This is a genomic window from Escherichia sp. F1 (genome assembly GCF_046764225.1).
GTDB classification, from domain to species: Bacteria; Pseudomonadota; Gammaproteobacteria; order Enterobacterales; family Enterobacteriaceae; genus Escherichia; species Escherichia coli.
Genome location: NZ_CP177202.1, coordinates 759,828 through 776,738, shown reverse-complemented (window position 1 = coordinate 776,738; position 16,911 = coordinate 759,828). Strand labels below are relative to the sequence as shown.

The following is a 16,911-nucleotide window of genomic DNA, read 5'->3' as shown; positions in this document are numbered from 1 at the left end:
ATAATTAACGGTGACAAACAGGTTGCAACAGCAACGAACGGCACCTTAATAATCAACCCAATGAATACAAACGACGAATAAATAGTATTTATTAATGATTACGATAAGGTCAGAGACTACACAGAAGCGCCACAATGCCTTTTGTCGATTTAAGGCGACCGGACAAGGCTTCTTCTTAATACATTCATAAATTAAATATCATTCACAATAAAAACAAAAAAACTCAAACTCATTATTTAAATCAATGTTCATTTTCACACTGATGAAAATACTATCTCATTTATCTTTTATGCCTATATAATCCACCGCATTATTGTCATTTTATTTTTGATATCCAATTTTTTCGTGGTGTATATGTCTAATAAAATCTTTACGCATTCCCTACCTATGCGCTATGCCGATTTTCCAACGCTGGTTGATGCTTTGGACTACGCCGCTCTGAGTAGCGCCGGAATGAATTTTTATGACAGACGTTGCCAACTTGAAGATCAACTGGAATATCAGACGTTAAAAGCGCGTGCCGAAGCTGGTGCGAAGCGGTTGTTATCGCTGAACCTGAAAAAAGGCGATCGCGTGGCGCTGATTGCCGAAACCAGTAGCGGGTTCGTAGAGGCTTTTTTTTCCTGCCAGTATGCCGGCTTAGTCGCCGTCCCGTTGGCGATTCCAATGGGCGTCGGTCAGCGGGATTCCTGGAGCGCCAAACTGCAGGGTTTACTGGCAAGTTGCCAGCCCGCAGCCATTATCACTGGTGATGAGTGGTTACCGCTGGTCAATGCCGCGACGCATAACAACAACCCCGAATTACATGTTTTAAGCCACGCCTGGTTTAAGGCATTACCGGAAGCCGATGTTGCGCTCCAGCGTCCAGTTCCGAACGATATCGCCTACCTCCAGTACACCTCCGGCAGCACCCGTTTTCCCCGTGGCGTCATTATCACCCATCGCGAAGTGATGGCTAATCTACGTGCTATAAGCCACGATGGTATTAAATTACGCCCTGGCGACCGCTGCGTCTCCTGGCTGCCTTTCTACCATGATATGGGACTGGTCGGCTTTCTCCTGACCCCCGTCGCCACGCAGCTTTCAGTAGATTATTTGCGCACTCAGGATTTTGCCATGCGTCCTCTGCAATGGCTTAAATTGATCAGTAAAAATCGCGGCACCGTTTCCGTTGCGCCGCCGTTTGGCTATGAATTGTGCCAGCGCCGCGTGAATGAAAAAGATCTCGCTGAACTGGATCTTTCCTGCTGGCGCGTCGCTGGTATTGGCGCAGAACCCATCTCCGCAGAACAACTCCATCAATTCGCTGAATGTTTCCGTCAGGTCAACTTTGACGATAAAACTTTCATGCCGTGCTACGGACTGGCAGAAAATGCGCTGGCTGTCAGCTTCTCTGATGAAGCTTCCGGGGTTGTGGTTAACGAAGTGGATCGCGACATCCTTGAATATCAGGGCAAAGCCGTCGCGCCGGATGCTGAAACACGCGCCGTATCGACTTTCGTCAACTGCGGTAAAGCGTTGCCGGAACATGGCATTGAAATCCGCAATGAAGCAGGTATACCTGTCGCGGAACGTGCGGTAGGCCATATTTGCATCTCCGGCCCTAGCCTGATGAGCGGTTACTTTGGCGACCAGATTTCACAAGACGAGATTGCCGCGACGGGCTGGTTAGACACCGGCGACCTCGGTTATCTGCTGGACGGTTATCTGTATGTCACCGGACGCATTAAAGATCTGATTATTATTCGTGGCCGTAATATCTGGCCGCAGGATATTGAATATATTGCGGAACAGGAACCGGAAATTCATTCTGGCGATGCGATTGCTTTTGTTACCGCCCAGGAAAAAATCATTTTGCAGATCCAGTGTCGGATCAGCGATGAAGAACGTCGCGGGCAGCTTATCCACGCGCTGGCAGCACGGATCCAAAGCGAATTTGGCGTGACCGCGGCTATCGATCTGTTGCCGCCCCACAGTATTCCCCGAACGTCCTCCGGCAAGCCTGCCCGTGCGGAAGCGAAAAAACGTTATCAGAAGGCTTATGCTGCAAGCCTTCATGTGCAGGAATCCCTGGCATGAATCAAACTGTCGCGGTGACGGGCGCTACCGGGTTTATCGGTAAATATATTATCGATAACCTGCTCGCCCGCGGCTTTCACGTTCGCGCATTGACGCGTACTGCCCGCGCTCACGTCAATGACAATCTCATCTGGGTGCGCGGTTCTCTGGAAGATACTCATTCACTTAGCGAACTGGTTGCCGGAGCCAGCGCGGTGGTCCATTGCGCCGGGCAAGTGCGCGGGCACAAAGAAGAGATTTTTACCCGCTGTAACGTTGACGGCAGCCTGCGACTGATGCAAGCGGCAAAAGAGAGCGGCTTTTGCCAACGTTTTCTGTTTATCTCTTCGCTGGCGGCGCGCCATCCCGAACTCTCCTGGTACGCAAATTCCAAACACGTCGCCGAACAACGACTGACTGCAATGGCTGATGAAATTACGCTGGGCGTTTTTCGCCCGACAGCCGTGTATGGTCCCGGCGATAAAGAGTTAAAACCGCTGTTTGACTGGATGCTGCGCGGCCTGCTGCCACGACTTGGTGCGCCAGATACACAGCTCTCTTTCCTGCACGTCACCGATTTCGCGCAAGCCGTGGGGCAGTGGTTAAGCGCCGAAACTGTACAGACGCAAACCTATGAATTATGCGATGGCGTCGCCGGCGGCTATGACTGGCAACGCGTAAGACAGCTTGCCGCCGACGCCCGTTGCGGTTCCGTTCGAATGGTTGGTATTCCTCTGTCGGTACTCACCTGCCTTGCGGATATCAGTACCACGTTGAGTCGCCTGGCAGGTAAAGAACCTATGCTGACCCGCTCGAAAATCCGTGAATTAACCCACGCCGACTGGTCAGCAAGTAATAACCGTATTTCTGAAGATATTAATTGGTTTCCCGGGATTAGCCTGGAACACGCATTACGCAACGGGCTATTTTGATTGTCTTGTTTAAAGGTGTGTTAACGTTTCTATGGTAAATCGTGAAATAGTAATGGATTACATCCTTTCCTGTTTACAGGATTTGGTCGAAAACGGTGTGGAAATTAAGCCCGACAGCGATCTCGTCAACGATCTTGGCCTGGAGTCGATCAAAGTGATGGATCTCTTAATGATGCTGGAAGACAGATTCGATATTTCCATTCCTATTAATATTCTGCTGGATGTCAAAACCCCTGCGCAATTAATGGAAACACTACTTCCATGGCTGGAGAATAAATAATGGGGCTATACGATAAATATGCACGTCTTGCTGGCGAGCGACTGCAATTTAGTGACAACGGGTTAACACCGTTTGGCACCTGTATTGATGAAGTGTATTCCGCCACCGAAGGCCGGATCGGCAATAAAAAAGTGATTCTGGCCGGGACCAATAATTATCTCGGTTTAACCTTTAATCATGATGCCATCGCCGAAGGTCAGGCAGCGTTAGCGGCCCAAGGCACCGGCACCACCGGTTCTCGTATGGCTAATGGCAGTTATGCGCCGCATCTGGCGTTAGAGAAAGAGATTGCCGAGTTTTTCAATCGCCCTACCGCTATCGTGTTTTCAACCGGTTATACCGCTAATTTAGGCGTCATCAGCGCACTTGCCGACCATAACGCCGTGGTGTTACTGGATGCCGATAGCCACGCCAGTATTTATGACGCCTGTTCTCTCGGTGGAGCGGAAATTATTCGTTTCCGCCATAACGATGCCAACGATCTGGAACGGCGCATGGTTCGCCTCGGCGAACGGGCGAAAGAGGCGATTATCATCGTTGAGGGTATCTACAGCATGCTCGGTGACGTTGCGCCGTTAGCGGAAATTGTTGATATCAAACGTCGTCTCGGTGGTTATTTGATTGTCGATGAAGCGCATTCGTTTGGCGTGTTAGGCGCAACGGGGCGCGGACTGGCTGAAGCCGTTGGCGTTGAAGATGATGTGGATATTATCGTTGGTACCTTCAGTAAAAGTCTGGCCTCGATTGGCGGTTTTGCTGTCGGTTCGGAAGCGATGGAAGTGCTGCGCTACGGCAGCCGCCCGTATATTTTTACCGCCTCTCCTTCTCCGTCCTGCATTGCGACCGTGCGCTCGTCGTTAAGAACCATTGCCTCACAACCAGAGCTGCGGCAAAAGCTGATGGATAACGCCAACCATCTGTATGACGGTCTGCAAAAACTGGGTTACGAGTTAAGTTCACATATTAGCCCGGTAGTGCCAGTAATAATCGGTTCGAAAGAGGAAGGTTTACGCATCTGGCGCGAGCTTATTTCGCTGGGCGTTTATGTGAATCTTATCCTGCCACCTGCCGCGCCTGCAGGCATCACGCTGCTGCGCTGTAGCGTAAACGCTGCCCACAGTCGTGAGCAAATTGATGCCATCATTCAAGCGTTCGCTACTCTGAAGCAGTAATGTGAGCCCGCTGTGGCGCTGCGCCACGGCGGGTTTAATGTTGTCTGTCATACCAATACACCAGGCTCAACGCCATCAGCACAAACGCTACCGGTAAACCGAGCGCGGTAACAGGTGCGCTCAACGCAAATAGCAACCCCAGATTGACCATGATTTGATAGCTGATCCAGGTGAGTAAGCCCACGATGACGCCTACAGCGAGACGGCTACCCATCCCAGGCGAACGCGGGGCACTAAAGGTAAACGGCACAGCCAGCAAAATCATCGCCAGGGTCAAGATGGGTTGTCCCAGTTTTTCCCACAGTGCAAGGCGGTATTCGCTGCTGGGTTGCCCGGTTTCCTGCAAATAATGGATGTAATGATTAAGTTGACGGACAGAAAAAGTATTCCCCGGCATCGATAACTCTTCAAGATCCATACTGGTGAAGGCCGATTGCCAGGCAAGATTATCTGATGTTTCCAGCGTTTCTTTGCCATTCAGCCATTTTTTATGATTCACACCATGCAGGATCCACGTTTTGTCGTCTTCAATGGTGGCACTGCGTGCAAAAATGTAGGATTCGAGCGAGAGATCGTCGCGATAATGAAATATCTCCACACCCACAGGCTGGCCCTGCTCGTTCAGCGATTTCACCGTCACAAATTCATTACCACGCCTGGCCCAAAGCATATTGCCGGTAATGTCATCGTCCTCCCCCAACGCGGTGGCAGTCGATTTGATTTACAGCGCCTGTTGCTGCAATGGCGACGCCACCCACTCATCTATCGCGCCTAACGAAACAGTCCACAATATCCCGGCAACCAGCGCCACCAGTGCAATACGGAAGATAGAAAACCCAGTGCTGCGAATGGCGGTAAGCTCACTGTTTTTCGATAACTGCCCCAGGCCAACAATCCCTCCCAATAATGCGATAAACGGCGAAAGTTCGACCAGTGTACGCGGTAAGGTCATCAGCACCACCAGCACCGCCTGAGTCCAGCGATAACCGCCCGGGCTGACATCATCCAGTTCGTTAATCAGGTTGAAGGTGGTAAAAAGCGGCAGCAATAGCCCTGCGGCGGCGGCAAAACCGAGAAAGAGATGACGGATTAAATAGCGACTGAAAACATTCATCGGGAAAATTTCTGCAGCAAAGAGAAGTCGCGTGCGACCAGCATCAGCAGGCCCATTAGCATGAGTCCGGGTACTAACCACAAACCAGGAATGAGGGGAATCGCACCGTTAGCCACCAGCGTACGGCAGACGTCGCCGCCATAAAAAATGGCAACAAACAGCAACGTCAGTGGCAATAACGTTGAAAATCGCCCTTGCCGCGGTTTTACCCGACTTAATGAAATGGCCAGCAGCGCCATCAACAATGCGGTCAGGCCACGGCTTTGTCGCCATTGCAGTTCGGCATGATCGGCTGGAAAGACGGAGCGCGCCAGCTCCGTGACCGATTTTGCTTTGCGTTTGACGTTAGGGCTTTGATCCAGCGGATTCAGATGTAATTGCAGATGACGGTAGATCTGTTCGTTGTCGTCACGCCCCTGATGATCGAGAAGATAGGCGGTCCCGTTATGCAACATAACGGTCGGTTTCTCAGGTGATGGGTCAACCACATCAACCGAACGGGCGCGGAAAATGCGGGTTCGATTGGCAGTAGAAGTATAAATCAGCGCGTCAGTCAGGCGATTATTATCCTGATCAACCGTCTGCGAAAGGATCATTCGTCCGTTATCGTTAGTGTTAAATTTCTTTGCCCGCAACTGGCGAACATCCAGCTCCGACTGTGACTGTTGCTCCAGTTGATAAATCTGCGCATAAGCCCACGGACGACCATACATCGACAGAAGGGTGACAAAAATGCTTAGCGGTATCGCCAGATAAAGAACGGCTTTGTACAAGCGTCCCGGACTGCCCCCCGCCGCAGAAATAGCGGTAATTTCCGAGTCGGTATACATCTGCCCTAGCGTCACGCCAACTGACACATACAGTCCAACAGGTAACAACATCTCCAGTGCAATCAGCACCTTGTAGAAAACAATATCCAGCACAACATCAAGAGCTAATGTCCCATTTGCCGCTTCGGTCAGATAACGCTGTGCGGAGTAGCTGGCGAAAATAAAGATCAGAAAACCGACGATAATCAGCACCAGACGGCGCGTACCACGCATGATGTAGTGTTCAACCAGCTTCATCTCACTAACGCCCTCAATCCTTTGAATTTTTTATTCATTGATCAGTTTCTGCGCCAGCGCAATGACATGTTCTACCTCTTCCGGCGTCAGGCTGCCGTCCTTTGCCCACTGAATTTGCCCGGCTTTATTCAGCACCAGAATGGTTGAACTCTGCTCCGGCAACCGCCAGGCAACGCGTCCCTGTCCATTGCCGTCAATAACGAATTGCGCCCACGGATAGCGGCGTTTATTTTTTTCGATTTTGCCAACGACAAAATAGCCAGTACCAAAAATGGCATCATCGGTGTTCACAATGGTGGTGGGCTGAAAACGATCCTGCGGAAAGTTTGCCGCTTCAACCGCTTTAATTAACAGTGAGTTCTTTTTCTTCGCCGACTTACGCCCGGCGATATACTGAATAATGCGAACTTTTCCCGCCAGCTGTGTGCTGTTCCACTTTTGGTAGTGAATTTCGTCGTCGCTATTCAGAAGCAGCTCGCCGCCTTCCTGGATATAAACAGGGGTAACCGTTTTGCCAGTGACGAAATTGTGTGCCTGCACACCCGGGGCTAAGAGCATGATAATCAGCGCAATAATCAAACGAGATGACATCATTGCTCCGGTTATAGCGGAAAACGCGAAATCAGCAGCTCTAAGCGCTGGCGAATATCGCTATCCAGCGCCACCGGTGCATCATACGACTGGCGGTTTTCCATATCATCCGCCACCATGTCGTCGTGTTTATCCCCCATCAGGCCATTAATGGCGGCGAGGAAGCGGGAAATCTGTAACGCCTCTTTATTTTCAGGATCAAGCGATCTTAGGGTGTCGTAATAAGAAACCTGCTGGCTGATGATTTTTCGCACATCATGAAATTCCCTGCCAGTTAGTCGCGGTTTGGCAATTATCTCTTTCAGGGTATGCATTTGCTTTTGCCGATAGGCAATAAAACCGCTTACGCTTTCTAACTGGCTATGGCGTAATGAATAGTTCACCAACGACCAGACCGGAGAGCTTAAATAAACCCGTAACAGGTTGCCGTAATACGACACAATATTTTTCTTACCGTTACGAAAGCCGTCCTGAAAACGCCCCAAAAAAACGGTCGTTTTGCCGAATAAAAATCCGGCCTGATGCTTTTTTAAATACAGCCGTTGCGCAAAACGCAGGTGCTTGTAGCGCGCTCGCATGTATTTAAATTGTTTGCGCTCATCAGCAGTCAGCTCATCGCCTTTGGCCTGTTTGCATATTAAACGCAGTAACTCCTGGCGATTGACGCCATTGAGCCAGAATTGCAGGCATAACGCGTAATTATCATGGATGATTTCGGTGGTACAACTTAGTGCGATAGTCGGCGGCAAACTGACCTGTGCATCAACAACATCATCTTCTTCAATCGCAACAAATAGACGCTCGCTCGCCTCAAGCGGGAAATATTTTCTCATCATCAGGATTTCTCTCCGGCTGAGTTATAAAGCAAGGAATGGCGCTGAAAAAATGCCTTTAAGGTCGGAATTAGCGAGAACACCACATCCAGACATTGCCCACCGAAGTAAGCAAATGCAGCCCCCAGCACGCCAAACAGATGACAGAACATGAACAGCAATACGATGTAGCCGATTGAGGCGATGGTTTGCGCCACGAGAAAAGCGCGCTGTTTTCCCGCCATCAATAGCAATGACTCCTGAGGGAAGCCCAGCATCGAGATCACAATTGCGCCCAGCATCACCTGAATCAGGTCATACGCTTCGAGATACTTAACGCCAAACACCAGCGAAATGAGCGGCTTGCCGACGATCAACACCGCGAGCGCCACCAGAATACCGATTCCGCCCGCCAGTAAACCTGACTTCACGCCTAACAACCACGGTCTGGTGGTACGCGGATCTAAACGCATCACCTCTGGGTAAAAACTTTTACCCAGCAAACCCGCTGGCGTTCCGGCGGCGTCGAAGAATGTCATGGCGATTTTAAATAACCCGGCGGCAGCGGGTCCTAACACGATCCCCACCAACACTGTGCTGCACGAGTTACGCGCCGACCAGATGGAGTGGGCAATGTTGGTTGACCAGACAAAACTCCACGCGCCTTTAATGTGTCGGGCAGACTCAAACAGATTCAATTTGAACGCGTTATGGATATTTCTGCGGCGTAATTCGCGCGCGGCAAACCACCAGTACATGGTGCCGCCAACCAGATTCGACACGTACCAGGCAATAACAAAACCCGCAAAACCAAAGTCAAAATACCAGGCTACGACGCTCCCCGCTGCGCGCAGAAAAGGTTTCGTCGCTTGCTGTACAGCAATTAGATCGAAGCGATCTACCGCACGCAGAATGCCGGTCGGCGTGGAGGAAGCCATTGAAGGAATGAGCGTGCAATACAGCGCGGCCAGCCAAAAGCTTTGGTCATCCAGACCTAATGAATGGGAAAGAAAAGGGAGTAAGGCAATGCCGCCGACAATCGCCACCGCGCCGCTGACGATATCCAGCGAGAAGGAAAAAGAGACGACATTGCGAAATTGCTGCGGATTATTGTTGGTTAATGCTGGTGTTCCGTACTGAACCACCAGCTGCCATGTCTGAAACTTAATAAAATCGCTGATCGACTTGGCGTACGATTGTACAATCACCAGTACGCCAAACATGGCGGGCGTCATCCCTTTACCGGCACACGAGAGCGCCAACAGACCCAGCAAAGCGCTCACGACATTACTGGAGCCTAACCAGGCGCTATTGCGAATAATGGTGCGAAACGCGCCATCTGCAAACCAATGTTTGATGTTAAAAACCGCCAATTCAGCCTGACCTTATCGTTGATAGTAAAAAGTATCCCGCCTGCCTTAAGTTAAACTTCGGCGGTCAGAAACGATGGCAACCAGAGAAACCGCCTTCTGTGCCTGTTCCAGCACCTCGCTGTAAGGCGCTCTGGAATCAATCTCAAGAATTTTTGTGCCGTTATAGCCAATCGTCGACATGACGCCGATTTTGTCCTGCAGCTCGGCATAGTCATGGTCAGGCTTGCGGGAGATGGCAGTATCAATATCAATCCCCAAGCGAATGATTAATTCAGGACGGTATTGCGCCATTTGTTGGTATAAACGCCGTTCGCGCTGCGCCAGAAACATGCTGATTTTCCCGGTCGCACGTTCGACGCCGATCCCCGGTCCGTCATAATAAAAGCCCGAAATTTCAGCCTGCGGGAAGCGATCGCTGACCACCAGAACGCCACTTTGCGCCAGTCGCTGAACCTTGCGTAGATTCGCTATTCTTCGCAGCGAGAAGCAGTACATAATCACCGCCGCCCATAGCGCTGGAGATTTGGTTTTCATGCTTTGGGTTTTCGAGGATTTGGCCGCCAGTCGCCGTTCGAGCCAGACGCCAACCAACGGCAATCGTTTGATCTTGTCGCCGTCTTCGCCCGAGAGCAGCCCCAGATAGCGCCGCTCGGTTTGCCAGTGTTGTTGCAGCGATTTCACCAGGTCGGTGGTCAGTGTGGATTTACCGGTGCCATCACACCCGACCACCGCAATCAGCCCCGGAATGTAGTTGGGCTGCGGCGCGGTTGTACTATTAACAGTTTGTGTTTGTAGTGCGTCCATTCGTTAAATCATCCCCTATCCATTTTGGTGATCAGGAAAGCGCAGCGTGAATTGCGCGTAGTGACGCTTGCAGAATTTCATCGGCTGGTTGCCGACCATCCAGTTCAAGGATCTTTGCGCCATTGAATGTCAGTTGCGGCGTAACGGCGATTTTTTCCTGTAACGCTGCCAGTTGGTGGTCAGGTTTACGCGCAAACGCGGTTTGTTCATCAATGCCAAGACGAATCAACAATACGGGCAAATAAGACGCCATCCATTGGTACAGCTTCAGCTCGCGCTGCCTTAACATTTTTATCCAACCGTTACCGCCCGTGGTTTTTGCCAATTGCGGGCCATCAAAGCGAAAACCCGGCACTTCAACCTGCGGGTAGCGGTCGGTGATGAGCAGATAGCCTTGCTGGCTTTTACACAACATTTTGCGAAACTTATACGCCCGCCAGCAGGAAAGCAGATAGATAACCAGCGCAGTAATATTGCCAGGCGGTGTTGAGGGCTTTTCGTGCACATGTGCCGCTTTACTTCGCAGATAACGCCCAAAAGGTGCGCCAATAACAGGGAGCTGTGAAATCCATTCGCCAATTCGCCCGGACGATTGCCCGAGATAAATGTGTTCTGTTGGCATTCTTGCTGCCAGTTCATTTACCAGGCTTGCCGTGAGGGTCGATTTACCTGAACCATCACATCCTACAATGGCAATAACACGCACTGGCGTGGAATTAATTATTGACATATTACGTTGATTCACGAAAAACCCGGCAGAAAATAATGTATTGAATATTACGTGGTCCGTGCTCAGAATATCCGTTCAACCTTATTGTGACAATGGTTAATTGTGACATTGACCTGAATTACGCTTTCATAAAAACATATTAACCAAATAAATATTTTTAATGGATATTTAAATTAAAGGATATATTCATGCAGTCAATAACACCTCCATTAATTGCCGTTATTGGTAGCGATGGTTCAGGCAAGTCAACGGTGTGTGAACATCTCATTACCGTTGTCGAAAAATATGGTGCTGCCGAAAGAGTTCATTTAGGAAAACAGGCCGGAAATGTCGGTCGTGCAGTGACAAAATTACCGTTGATGGGAAAATCCTTACATAAAACAATTGAACGAAATCAGGTGAAAACAGCAAAAAAATTGCCTGGCCCTGTTCCGGCGCTGGTAATTACAGCGTTTGTCGCCCGTCGCTTACTGCGCTTTCGTCATATGCTTGCCTGTCGTCGTCGCGGGTTAATTGTTCTAACCGACCGTTATCCTCAGGACCAAATTCCTGGCGCTTACGATGGTACAGTGTTCCCGCCTAACGTTGAAGGCGGCCGGTTTGTCTCATGGCTGGCAAGCCAGGAACGTAAAGCGTTTCACTGGATGGCGAGCCATAAACCTGATCTGGTCATCAAACTCAATGTTGACCTTGAAGTTGCCTGCGCGCGTAAACCCGACCATAAACGGGAATCGCTGGCGAGGAAGATAGCCATAACGCCACAGTTAACCTTTGGAGGCGCGCAACTGGTTGATATCGATGCCAATCAACCGCTGGAACAAGTGCTGGTTGATGCGGAAAAAGCGATAATGGATTTCATGACCGCGCGTGGTTATCACTAGTGAAAAATGGAAATGCCCGATCGCCAGGACCGGGCATTTTCAGGAAGGTTAAATCAACTGCAATGCTATCCAGTACAACCCACCAGAAAGAAAAATCGCCGCCGGTAAAGTAAACACCCACGCCATCAGGATGCTGGTTACCGTTTTACGCTGTAACCCACCGCCGTCCACCACCATCGTTCCTGCTACGGCAGATGAGAGTACGTGTGTTGTGGAGACGGGCATCCCAATATAACTGGCAAGGCCGATAGACACTGCCGCCGTCATTTGTGCCGCCATGCCTTGCGCATACGTCATGCCGCGCTTACCAATCTTCTCACCGATGGTCATCGCTACACGACGCCAGCCAATCATGGTGCCAATGCCGAGCGCCAGAGCTACTGCCATGATGATCCACACCGGAGCGTACTCAATGGTGCTTAACATATCGCTGCGCAGTTTTTTCAGCAGGTTCTGGTCTTCTTTACTGACGCCTGGCAGTTTCGCCAGCTTCGCGGAAGTATCAGAGATGCACAGCATAATGCGGCGCAGCTGGCTGCGCTGACTCACGCTTAACGGCTCGTAACTTTCCATATTGCCTGGCAGCATCGTTTTAACGCGCGCAATCGCATCAAAGGTATTTGCCGGATGACAGTGAAACTCCGTTACTTGCGTGCCATCAGTCGATGCCGCAGGCAATGGAGGTTCCATCGCAATCAACTTCTGCGGCAGTTCAGGATGCTGTTGCAGGTAGTGTTCGAAGTTGGTGACGGCATCGCGGGTACGAGTAATTTCATAGCCGGACGCGTTCATATTGACGACGAAGCCAGCAGGGGCAATCCCCACCAGTACCAGCATCACCAGGCCGATCCCTTTCTGCCCGTCGTTAGCGCCGTGCGAAAACGCCACGCCCGCAGCGGAAACAATCAGCGCAATACGCGTCCAGAATGGCGGCTTACGTTTGCCTTTTTTCTTTTTGCGATCTTCCGGAATGCGGTGAATACGGTCACGCTTTTTCGTCCCGCTCCAGAAACGGCGCAGCAGGAAAATCAGACCACCCGCAATGACCAGGCCGACGATAGGGGAAACAATCAGCGAGGAGAAAATTTTGGTCACTTCACGCAGGTTTAACGCATCCATCACCGATGAGCCGGTTAACAGCGCGTTGGTTAAACCGATGCCGATAATCGCACCAATCAAGGTATGCGAACTGGAGGCCGGTAAACCAAAGAACCACGTTCCCAGGTTCCAGATAATCGCCGCCAGCAGCATGGAAAAGACCATCGCCAGGCCGTGAGTTGACCCCATATTCAGCAACAAATCGGTTGGCAACATATGGACAATGGCATAGGCAACGCTAAGTCCGCCTAGCAATACGCCAAAAAAGTTAAAAAATGCCGCCATCACCACAGCAAGTTGTGGTTGCATGGCACGAGTATAAATAACGGTTGCCACCGCATTCGCCGTATCATGAAAACCATTGATTGCTTCGTAGAACAACACAAATGCCAGAGCAAGTAATAACAAAAGCCCCGTGTATATATCAAGGCCAACAAATAAATTTAGCATATATTAGATTACGCCATTTTGAATTTACGAACGGACGCATTATCAGTGACTTTAACGGCGTGGGCAAAGTGAAATATCATTTTTTAACGATAAAAAGAGTGTTATTTCTTGTGTATCAGATAATAAGCATTCATTCAAAACCTTTAGAAATAATCAAAACACAGGCATTCCACTGGTTAATACATTCACACATGAAATGAATAAATATTTGAATATATAAATATTGAATATTTTGATTAATCCCCGCACTGATTATTCTTCATAATCAGTGCGGGGTTGCTACAACATGTATTACTCTTTCACCACAATTAACGGTTCAATATCACTCTCTTTTTTAATGACCAGTGATTCATCACCGCGCAAACACGTCCCACCGTAGTTGCCGCCAACGGTGAAGGTACATACCTGAATGTATTTACCGTCCACTTTCGGCAAACACCACAGTTGCTGATAGATGTTTTTCTGCTCAGCAAATTTACCGCTGGTTTTGTCCAGCACCTCTTCATGATGGCTGACCAGGTCGATGTTACTGCCACAGCGACCAGCGATCGGTTTCACTGCATAACCGGTTTTCACCAGTTCATCATTCACGGAGAAATCGGTATCCAGCAGGTAGCGATGGTGCGGGAACAGCGACCAGAGGATCGGCAGAATCGCTTTGTTGCCGGGGATCACCGTCCACAGCGGCTCAAAGACCAGCACTTCCGGGCGCAGCAATACGTCGATAAGACGCACTTCATTTTGCGGATGACCGGTACGGATCGGCACCGCAGCAAACTCACGGTCGCTAACTTCACGAATCTGATCAAACGCGGTTTCCCACGCCCAGGTTTTCCACACGCAGTTAACCAGTCGCCCTTCCCCATCAATCAGTTGCCCGGCAGCATCCCAGCCCAGTTCATCCAGCCCGCGCAAGATACGCGTTTCAAAGCCCGCCTGGTGCAGCGCCTGCTCCATAAACTGCGCGTGATAGTTTTCCTCGATATCTTTGTCTTGCATGATATGGACAAACGGACGTGCACGACTGTGTTTCCAGGCACCGGCCAGTTCGTTAATCAGCCCTTCCGCCGGATTGAAGCCGTTGCCTTTATAGCCCTGCTCCGCCCAACGTTCGAGGATCAAGCCCGCTTCGGTATGACAGGAGGCGGAATCGGCGTTGTATTCGTAGACCTTCAGGCCACGTTCGTCCATACAGAAATCCATACGACCGGTGATCATATGGTGACGGCGACGCTGCCAGGAGAGACGCAAACGTGGCCAGAGGATTTTTGGGATGTCGAACAGCGCCAGCAGGTTGTCATCTTTCAGCACCTTGTCGGTGGCGTGAAGATACATCAGGTGCAGCTCGTTGGTGGCTTTAATCAGCTCCTGCTCGGCACTCTCGGTAATGGTGTAGTAATGATACGGATCCTGATTGATCACCTGACCGTTGGCCTGCACGTAGGCATTTTGTAGCGGATCTTTTTCATCCAGCCATTTACCGTCAAACTGGCCTTTGTTTTCCAGGCGCGCTCCGCTGATTTTCAGCAGATCGCCTGCAATTTCCGGCTGCGGTAAGCTGTATTCAGTATCTTCCGTCTGGATCATCCAGCCCAGAATGGTGGTGTCATCAAAAGTGTCTTTAAGGGTATAGCAGCCGTTTTCGACCACCATCTCCAGCTCGCGTGTCCACTGTTGCCCTTGCGGTAACGGGGAATGAATCACGTTCTGTTCCGCAATACGGACTTTGTTGCCATGCAATTGGGTAATGATGGCGACATGGCCAGTGTCTTTAAATTCACCGCCTTTATCCCAGATAAGAAGCGCGCCCGCGACCGGTGCACGCGGCGAGCCATTAGGAAATGCCTGCAATGGCAGGATGTTGTCATTAACCACTTCACGCAGGAAGCGCAGCGAGAAAATCTCCCACGCCATACCCACGTCAGTAAAGACCACACCGTAATTCAGAAAGAGAAAACGGCGAGCAAATTCAACGCATTGCCATTTGTGGCCCATATATTCGTCGTCGATATAGCTACGGAATACGGCGTCATCTTCGTATTCCTGCGGATCGAGAGAACTGTAATCTGAAGAGTAGATTGCTACCCCACCTGGGGCGTAGCCCAATAATGTCCCGAACGGGGCATCCTGGCTGGTCGTTCCTTTGCTCATCACTTTACCTTTAACAATACAACCTAAGCAGTTGGCGTAATTGTTGTGCTCTGATTACCTGCTCAGCGACATTAACCGGACAGAGGTCAGACTAATCATACACCTCATCGCAGCGGCTGGCGCAAAGGGTTAAAAAATTCACATTCTGTACAGCAAGTGACCTGCTACACTGCTTCAACACTACCACTCAGAAGGCAACTCACTATGACAGACAATACTTATCAGCCCGCGAAAGTCTGGACGTGGGATAAATCCGCTGGCGGCGCGTTCGCCAATATCAATCGCCCGGTTTCTGGTCCGACGCATGAAAAAACGCTGCCCGTTGGCAAACACCCCTTACAACTCTATTCGCTGGGAACGCCGAACGGTCAGAAAGCAACGATTATGCTTGAGGAGCTGCTGGCGCTGGGCGTTACTGGTGCAGAGTACGATGCCTGGCTGATACGCATAGGCGATGGCGATCAATTCTCCAGCGGCTTTGTCGAAGTGAACCCGAATTCGAAGATTCCGGCATTGCGCGATCATACTCATAATCCACCGATCCGCGTGTTTGAGTCTGGATCGATTCTGCTTTATCTGGCGGAGAAATTTGGCTACTTCCTGCCGCAGGATCTGGCAAAACGGACTGAAACGCTGAACTGGCTGTTCTGGTTACAGGGTGCCGCGCCGTTCCTCGGCGGTGGTTTTGGTCACTTTTACCATTACGCGCCGGTGAAAATTGAGTACGCCATCAACCGCTTTACCATGGAAACCAAGCGCCTGCTCGACGTGCTGGATAAGCAACTGGCGCAGCATAAGTTTGTTGCGGGCGATGAGTACACCATTGCGGATATGGCGATTTGGCCGTGGTTTGGCAACGTGGTGTTAGGCGGCGTGTATGATGCCGCAGAGTTTCTTGATGCAGGTAGTTATAAACACGTACAACGCTGGGCGAAAGAAGTGGGCGAACGTCCGGCGGTGAAGCGTGGGCGTATTGTTAACCGCACCAACGGACCGCTGAACGAGCAGTTGCATGAACGCCATGACGCCAGTGATTTCGAGACGAATACGGAAGATAAGCGTCAGGGGTAAGTCGCAACATTGGCAGGCTTATCGCTATGTAGCCGGATAAAGCATTTACGCCGCATCCGGCTTTAATCATCACGCGCTGGTAATGTCGTAATCCATTTGGCGCAGTGCGTCTAATGTGGCTTTGGCTTCATCTTCGTCGATGATGCTCATGGCAAATCCGACGTGTACCAGCACCCACTGGCCCAGCAGATCGGCAGGGTTACCTTCACAAATCAGGGCGATATTCACGTCGCGCTTGATACCACATACTTCAACCTGCGCAAGCTGGTGAATATCCTCACCGACAGCCAGCACCTGGCCTGGAACGCCAATACACATTGTTAACTC

Annotated in this window: 15 protein-coding genes and 1 pseudogene; 6 read left to right on the top strand and 10 right to left on the bottom strand. The window is 50.5% G+C overall.

The window, feature by feature from the left end; translation table 11 throughout:
• Nucleotides 1-354 precede the first annotated feature (354 nt).
• Genes ACK8NJ_RS03680 through spt form a run of 4 tightly spaced genes read left to right on the top strand, consistent with a single transcriptional unit; the run spans nt 355 to nt 4,442 of the window.
• On the top strand, nt 355-2,079 hold the full coding sequence (locus tag ACK8NJ_RS03680; RefSeq protein ID WP_411962129.1) for a fatty acyl-AMP ligase: 1,725 nt from the start codon (nt 355-357) through the stop codon (nt 2,077-2,079).
• Complete coding sequence (locus ACK8NJ_RS03675; protein WP_001590702.1) at nt 2,076-2,990, top strand: NAD-dependent epimerase/dehydratase family protein; 915 nt, start codon at nt 2,076-2,078, stop codon at nt 2,988-2,990. The genes ACK8NJ_RS03680 and ACK8NJ_RS03675 overlap by 4 nt, the downstream gene beginning before the upstream one ends.
• Nucleotides 2,991-3,021: 31 nt before the next feature.
• Entirely contained in the window at nt 3,022-3,270 is a 249-nt protein-coding gene (locus ACK8NJ_RS03670; RefSeq protein WP_000248097.1) for an acyl carrier protein, read from the top strand.
• Entirely contained in the window at nt 3,270-4,442 is a 1,173-nt protein-coding gene (gene spt / locus ACK8NJ_RS03665; RefSeq protein WP_000524945.1) for a serine palmitoyltransferase, read from the top strand. The genes ACK8NJ_RS03670 and spt overlap by 1 nt, the downstream gene beginning before the upstream one ends.
• A 34-nt stretch (nt 4,443-4,476) precedes the next feature.
• Here spt and lptG read toward each other — a convergent pair.
• The 7 genes and pseudogenes from lptG to ACK8NJ_RS03630 form a co-directional block, all read right to left on the bottom strand.
• Nucleotides 4,477-5,556, bottom strand: a pseudogene (gene lptG / locus ACK8NJ_RS03660) (LPS export ABC transporter permease LptG).
• Nucleotides 5,553-6,623, bottom strand: coding sequence for an LPS export ABC transporter permease LptF (gene lptF, locus ACK8NJ_RS03655; protein ID WP_001389454.1), 1,071 nt, complete (start codon nt 6,621-6,623; stop codon nt 5,553-5,555). The pseudogene lptG and the gene lptF overlap by 4 nt, the downstream one beginning before the upstream one ends.
• Before the next feature lie 30 nt (nt 6,624-6,653).
• Nucleotides 6,654-7,214, bottom strand: a complete 561-nt coding sequence (locus ACK8NJ_RS03650; protein WP_001389453.1) for a YtfJ family protein — start codon at nt 7,212-7,214, stop codon at nt 6,654-6,656.
• 11 nt (nt 7,215-7,225) lie between these two features.
• Nucleotides 7,226-8,050 carry a hypothetical protein gene (locus ACK8NJ_RS03645; protein ID WP_000984990.1) on the bottom strand — a complete coding sequence of 275 codons (825 nt, stop codon included), beginning with the start codon at nt 8,048-8,050 and terminating at the stop codon, nt 7,226-7,228.
• Nucleotides 8,050-9,399: a lipopolysaccharide biosynthesis protein gene (locus tag ACK8NJ_RS03640; RefSeq protein WP_001525652.1), complete on the bottom strand. Its 1,350-nt coding sequence runs from the start codon at nt 9,397-9,399 to the stop codon at nt 8,050-8,052. The genes ACK8NJ_RS03645 and ACK8NJ_RS03640 overlap by 1 nt, the downstream gene beginning before the upstream one ends.
• Before the next feature lie 45 nt (nt 9,400-9,444).
• Nucleotides 9,445-10,203: a hypothetical protein gene (locus tag ACK8NJ_RS03635; protein WP_000339522.1), complete on the bottom strand. Its 759-nt coding sequence runs from the start codon at nt 10,201-10,203 to the stop codon at nt 9,445-9,447.
• Nucleotides 10,204-10,234: 31 nt separating this feature from the next.
• A complete protein-coding gene (locus tag ACK8NJ_RS03630) occupies nt 10,235-10,948 on the bottom strand; it encodes a dTMP kinase (RefSeq protein ID WP_073487857.1) in 714 nt (237 codons plus the stop codon).
• 173 nt (nt 10,949-11,121) lie between these two features.
• Here ACK8NJ_RS03630 and ACK8NJ_RS03625 point away from each other — a divergent pair, with 173 nt between their 5' ends.
• A complete protein-coding gene (locus ACK8NJ_RS03625) occupies nt 11,122-11,814 on the top strand; it encodes a dTMP kinase (protein WP_001190780.1) in 693 nt (230 codons plus the stop codon).
• A gap of 48 nt (nt 11,815-11,862) precedes the next feature.
• Here ACK8NJ_RS03625 and pitB read toward each other — a convergent pair whose 3' ends face one another.
• Both pitB and gss read right to left on the bottom strand, forming a co-directional pair.
• A complete protein-coding gene (gene pitB / locus ACK8NJ_RS03620) occupies nt 11,863-13,362 on the bottom strand; it encodes an inorganic phosphate transporter PitB (protein WP_000933274.1) in 1,500 nt (499 codons plus the stop codon).
• Nucleotides 13,363-13,653: 291 nt separating this feature from the next.
• Nucleotides 13,654-15,513, bottom strand: a complete 1,860-nt coding sequence (gene gss / locus ACK8NJ_RS03615; protein WP_024182022.1) for a bifunctional glutathionylspermidine amidase/synthase — start codon at nt 15,511-15,513, stop codon at nt 13,654-13,656.
• Between the two features lie 204 nt (nt 15,514-15,717).
• Between gss and yghU the strand changes: the two genes are divergently transcribed.
• The gene (gene yghU / locus ACK8NJ_RS03610; RefSeq protein ID WP_411962128.1) at nt 15,718-16,584 is read left to right on the top strand and encodes a glutathione-dependent disulfide-bond oxidoreductase; all 867 of its coding nucleotides are present in this window, start codon (nt 15,718-15,720) and stop codon (nt 16,582-16,584) included.
• Between the two features lie 69 nt (nt 16,585-16,653).
• On the opposite strand, the gene hybG is transcribed toward yghU, so the two are convergent.
• The gene (hybG, locus tag ACK8NJ_RS03605; protein WP_000334896.1) at nt 16,654-16,902 is read right to left on the bottom strand and encodes a hydrogenase maturation factor HybG; all 249 of its coding nucleotides are present in this window, start codon (nt 16,900-16,902) and stop codon (nt 16,654-16,656) included.
• Nucleotides 16,903-16,911: the final 9 nt, after the last annotated feature.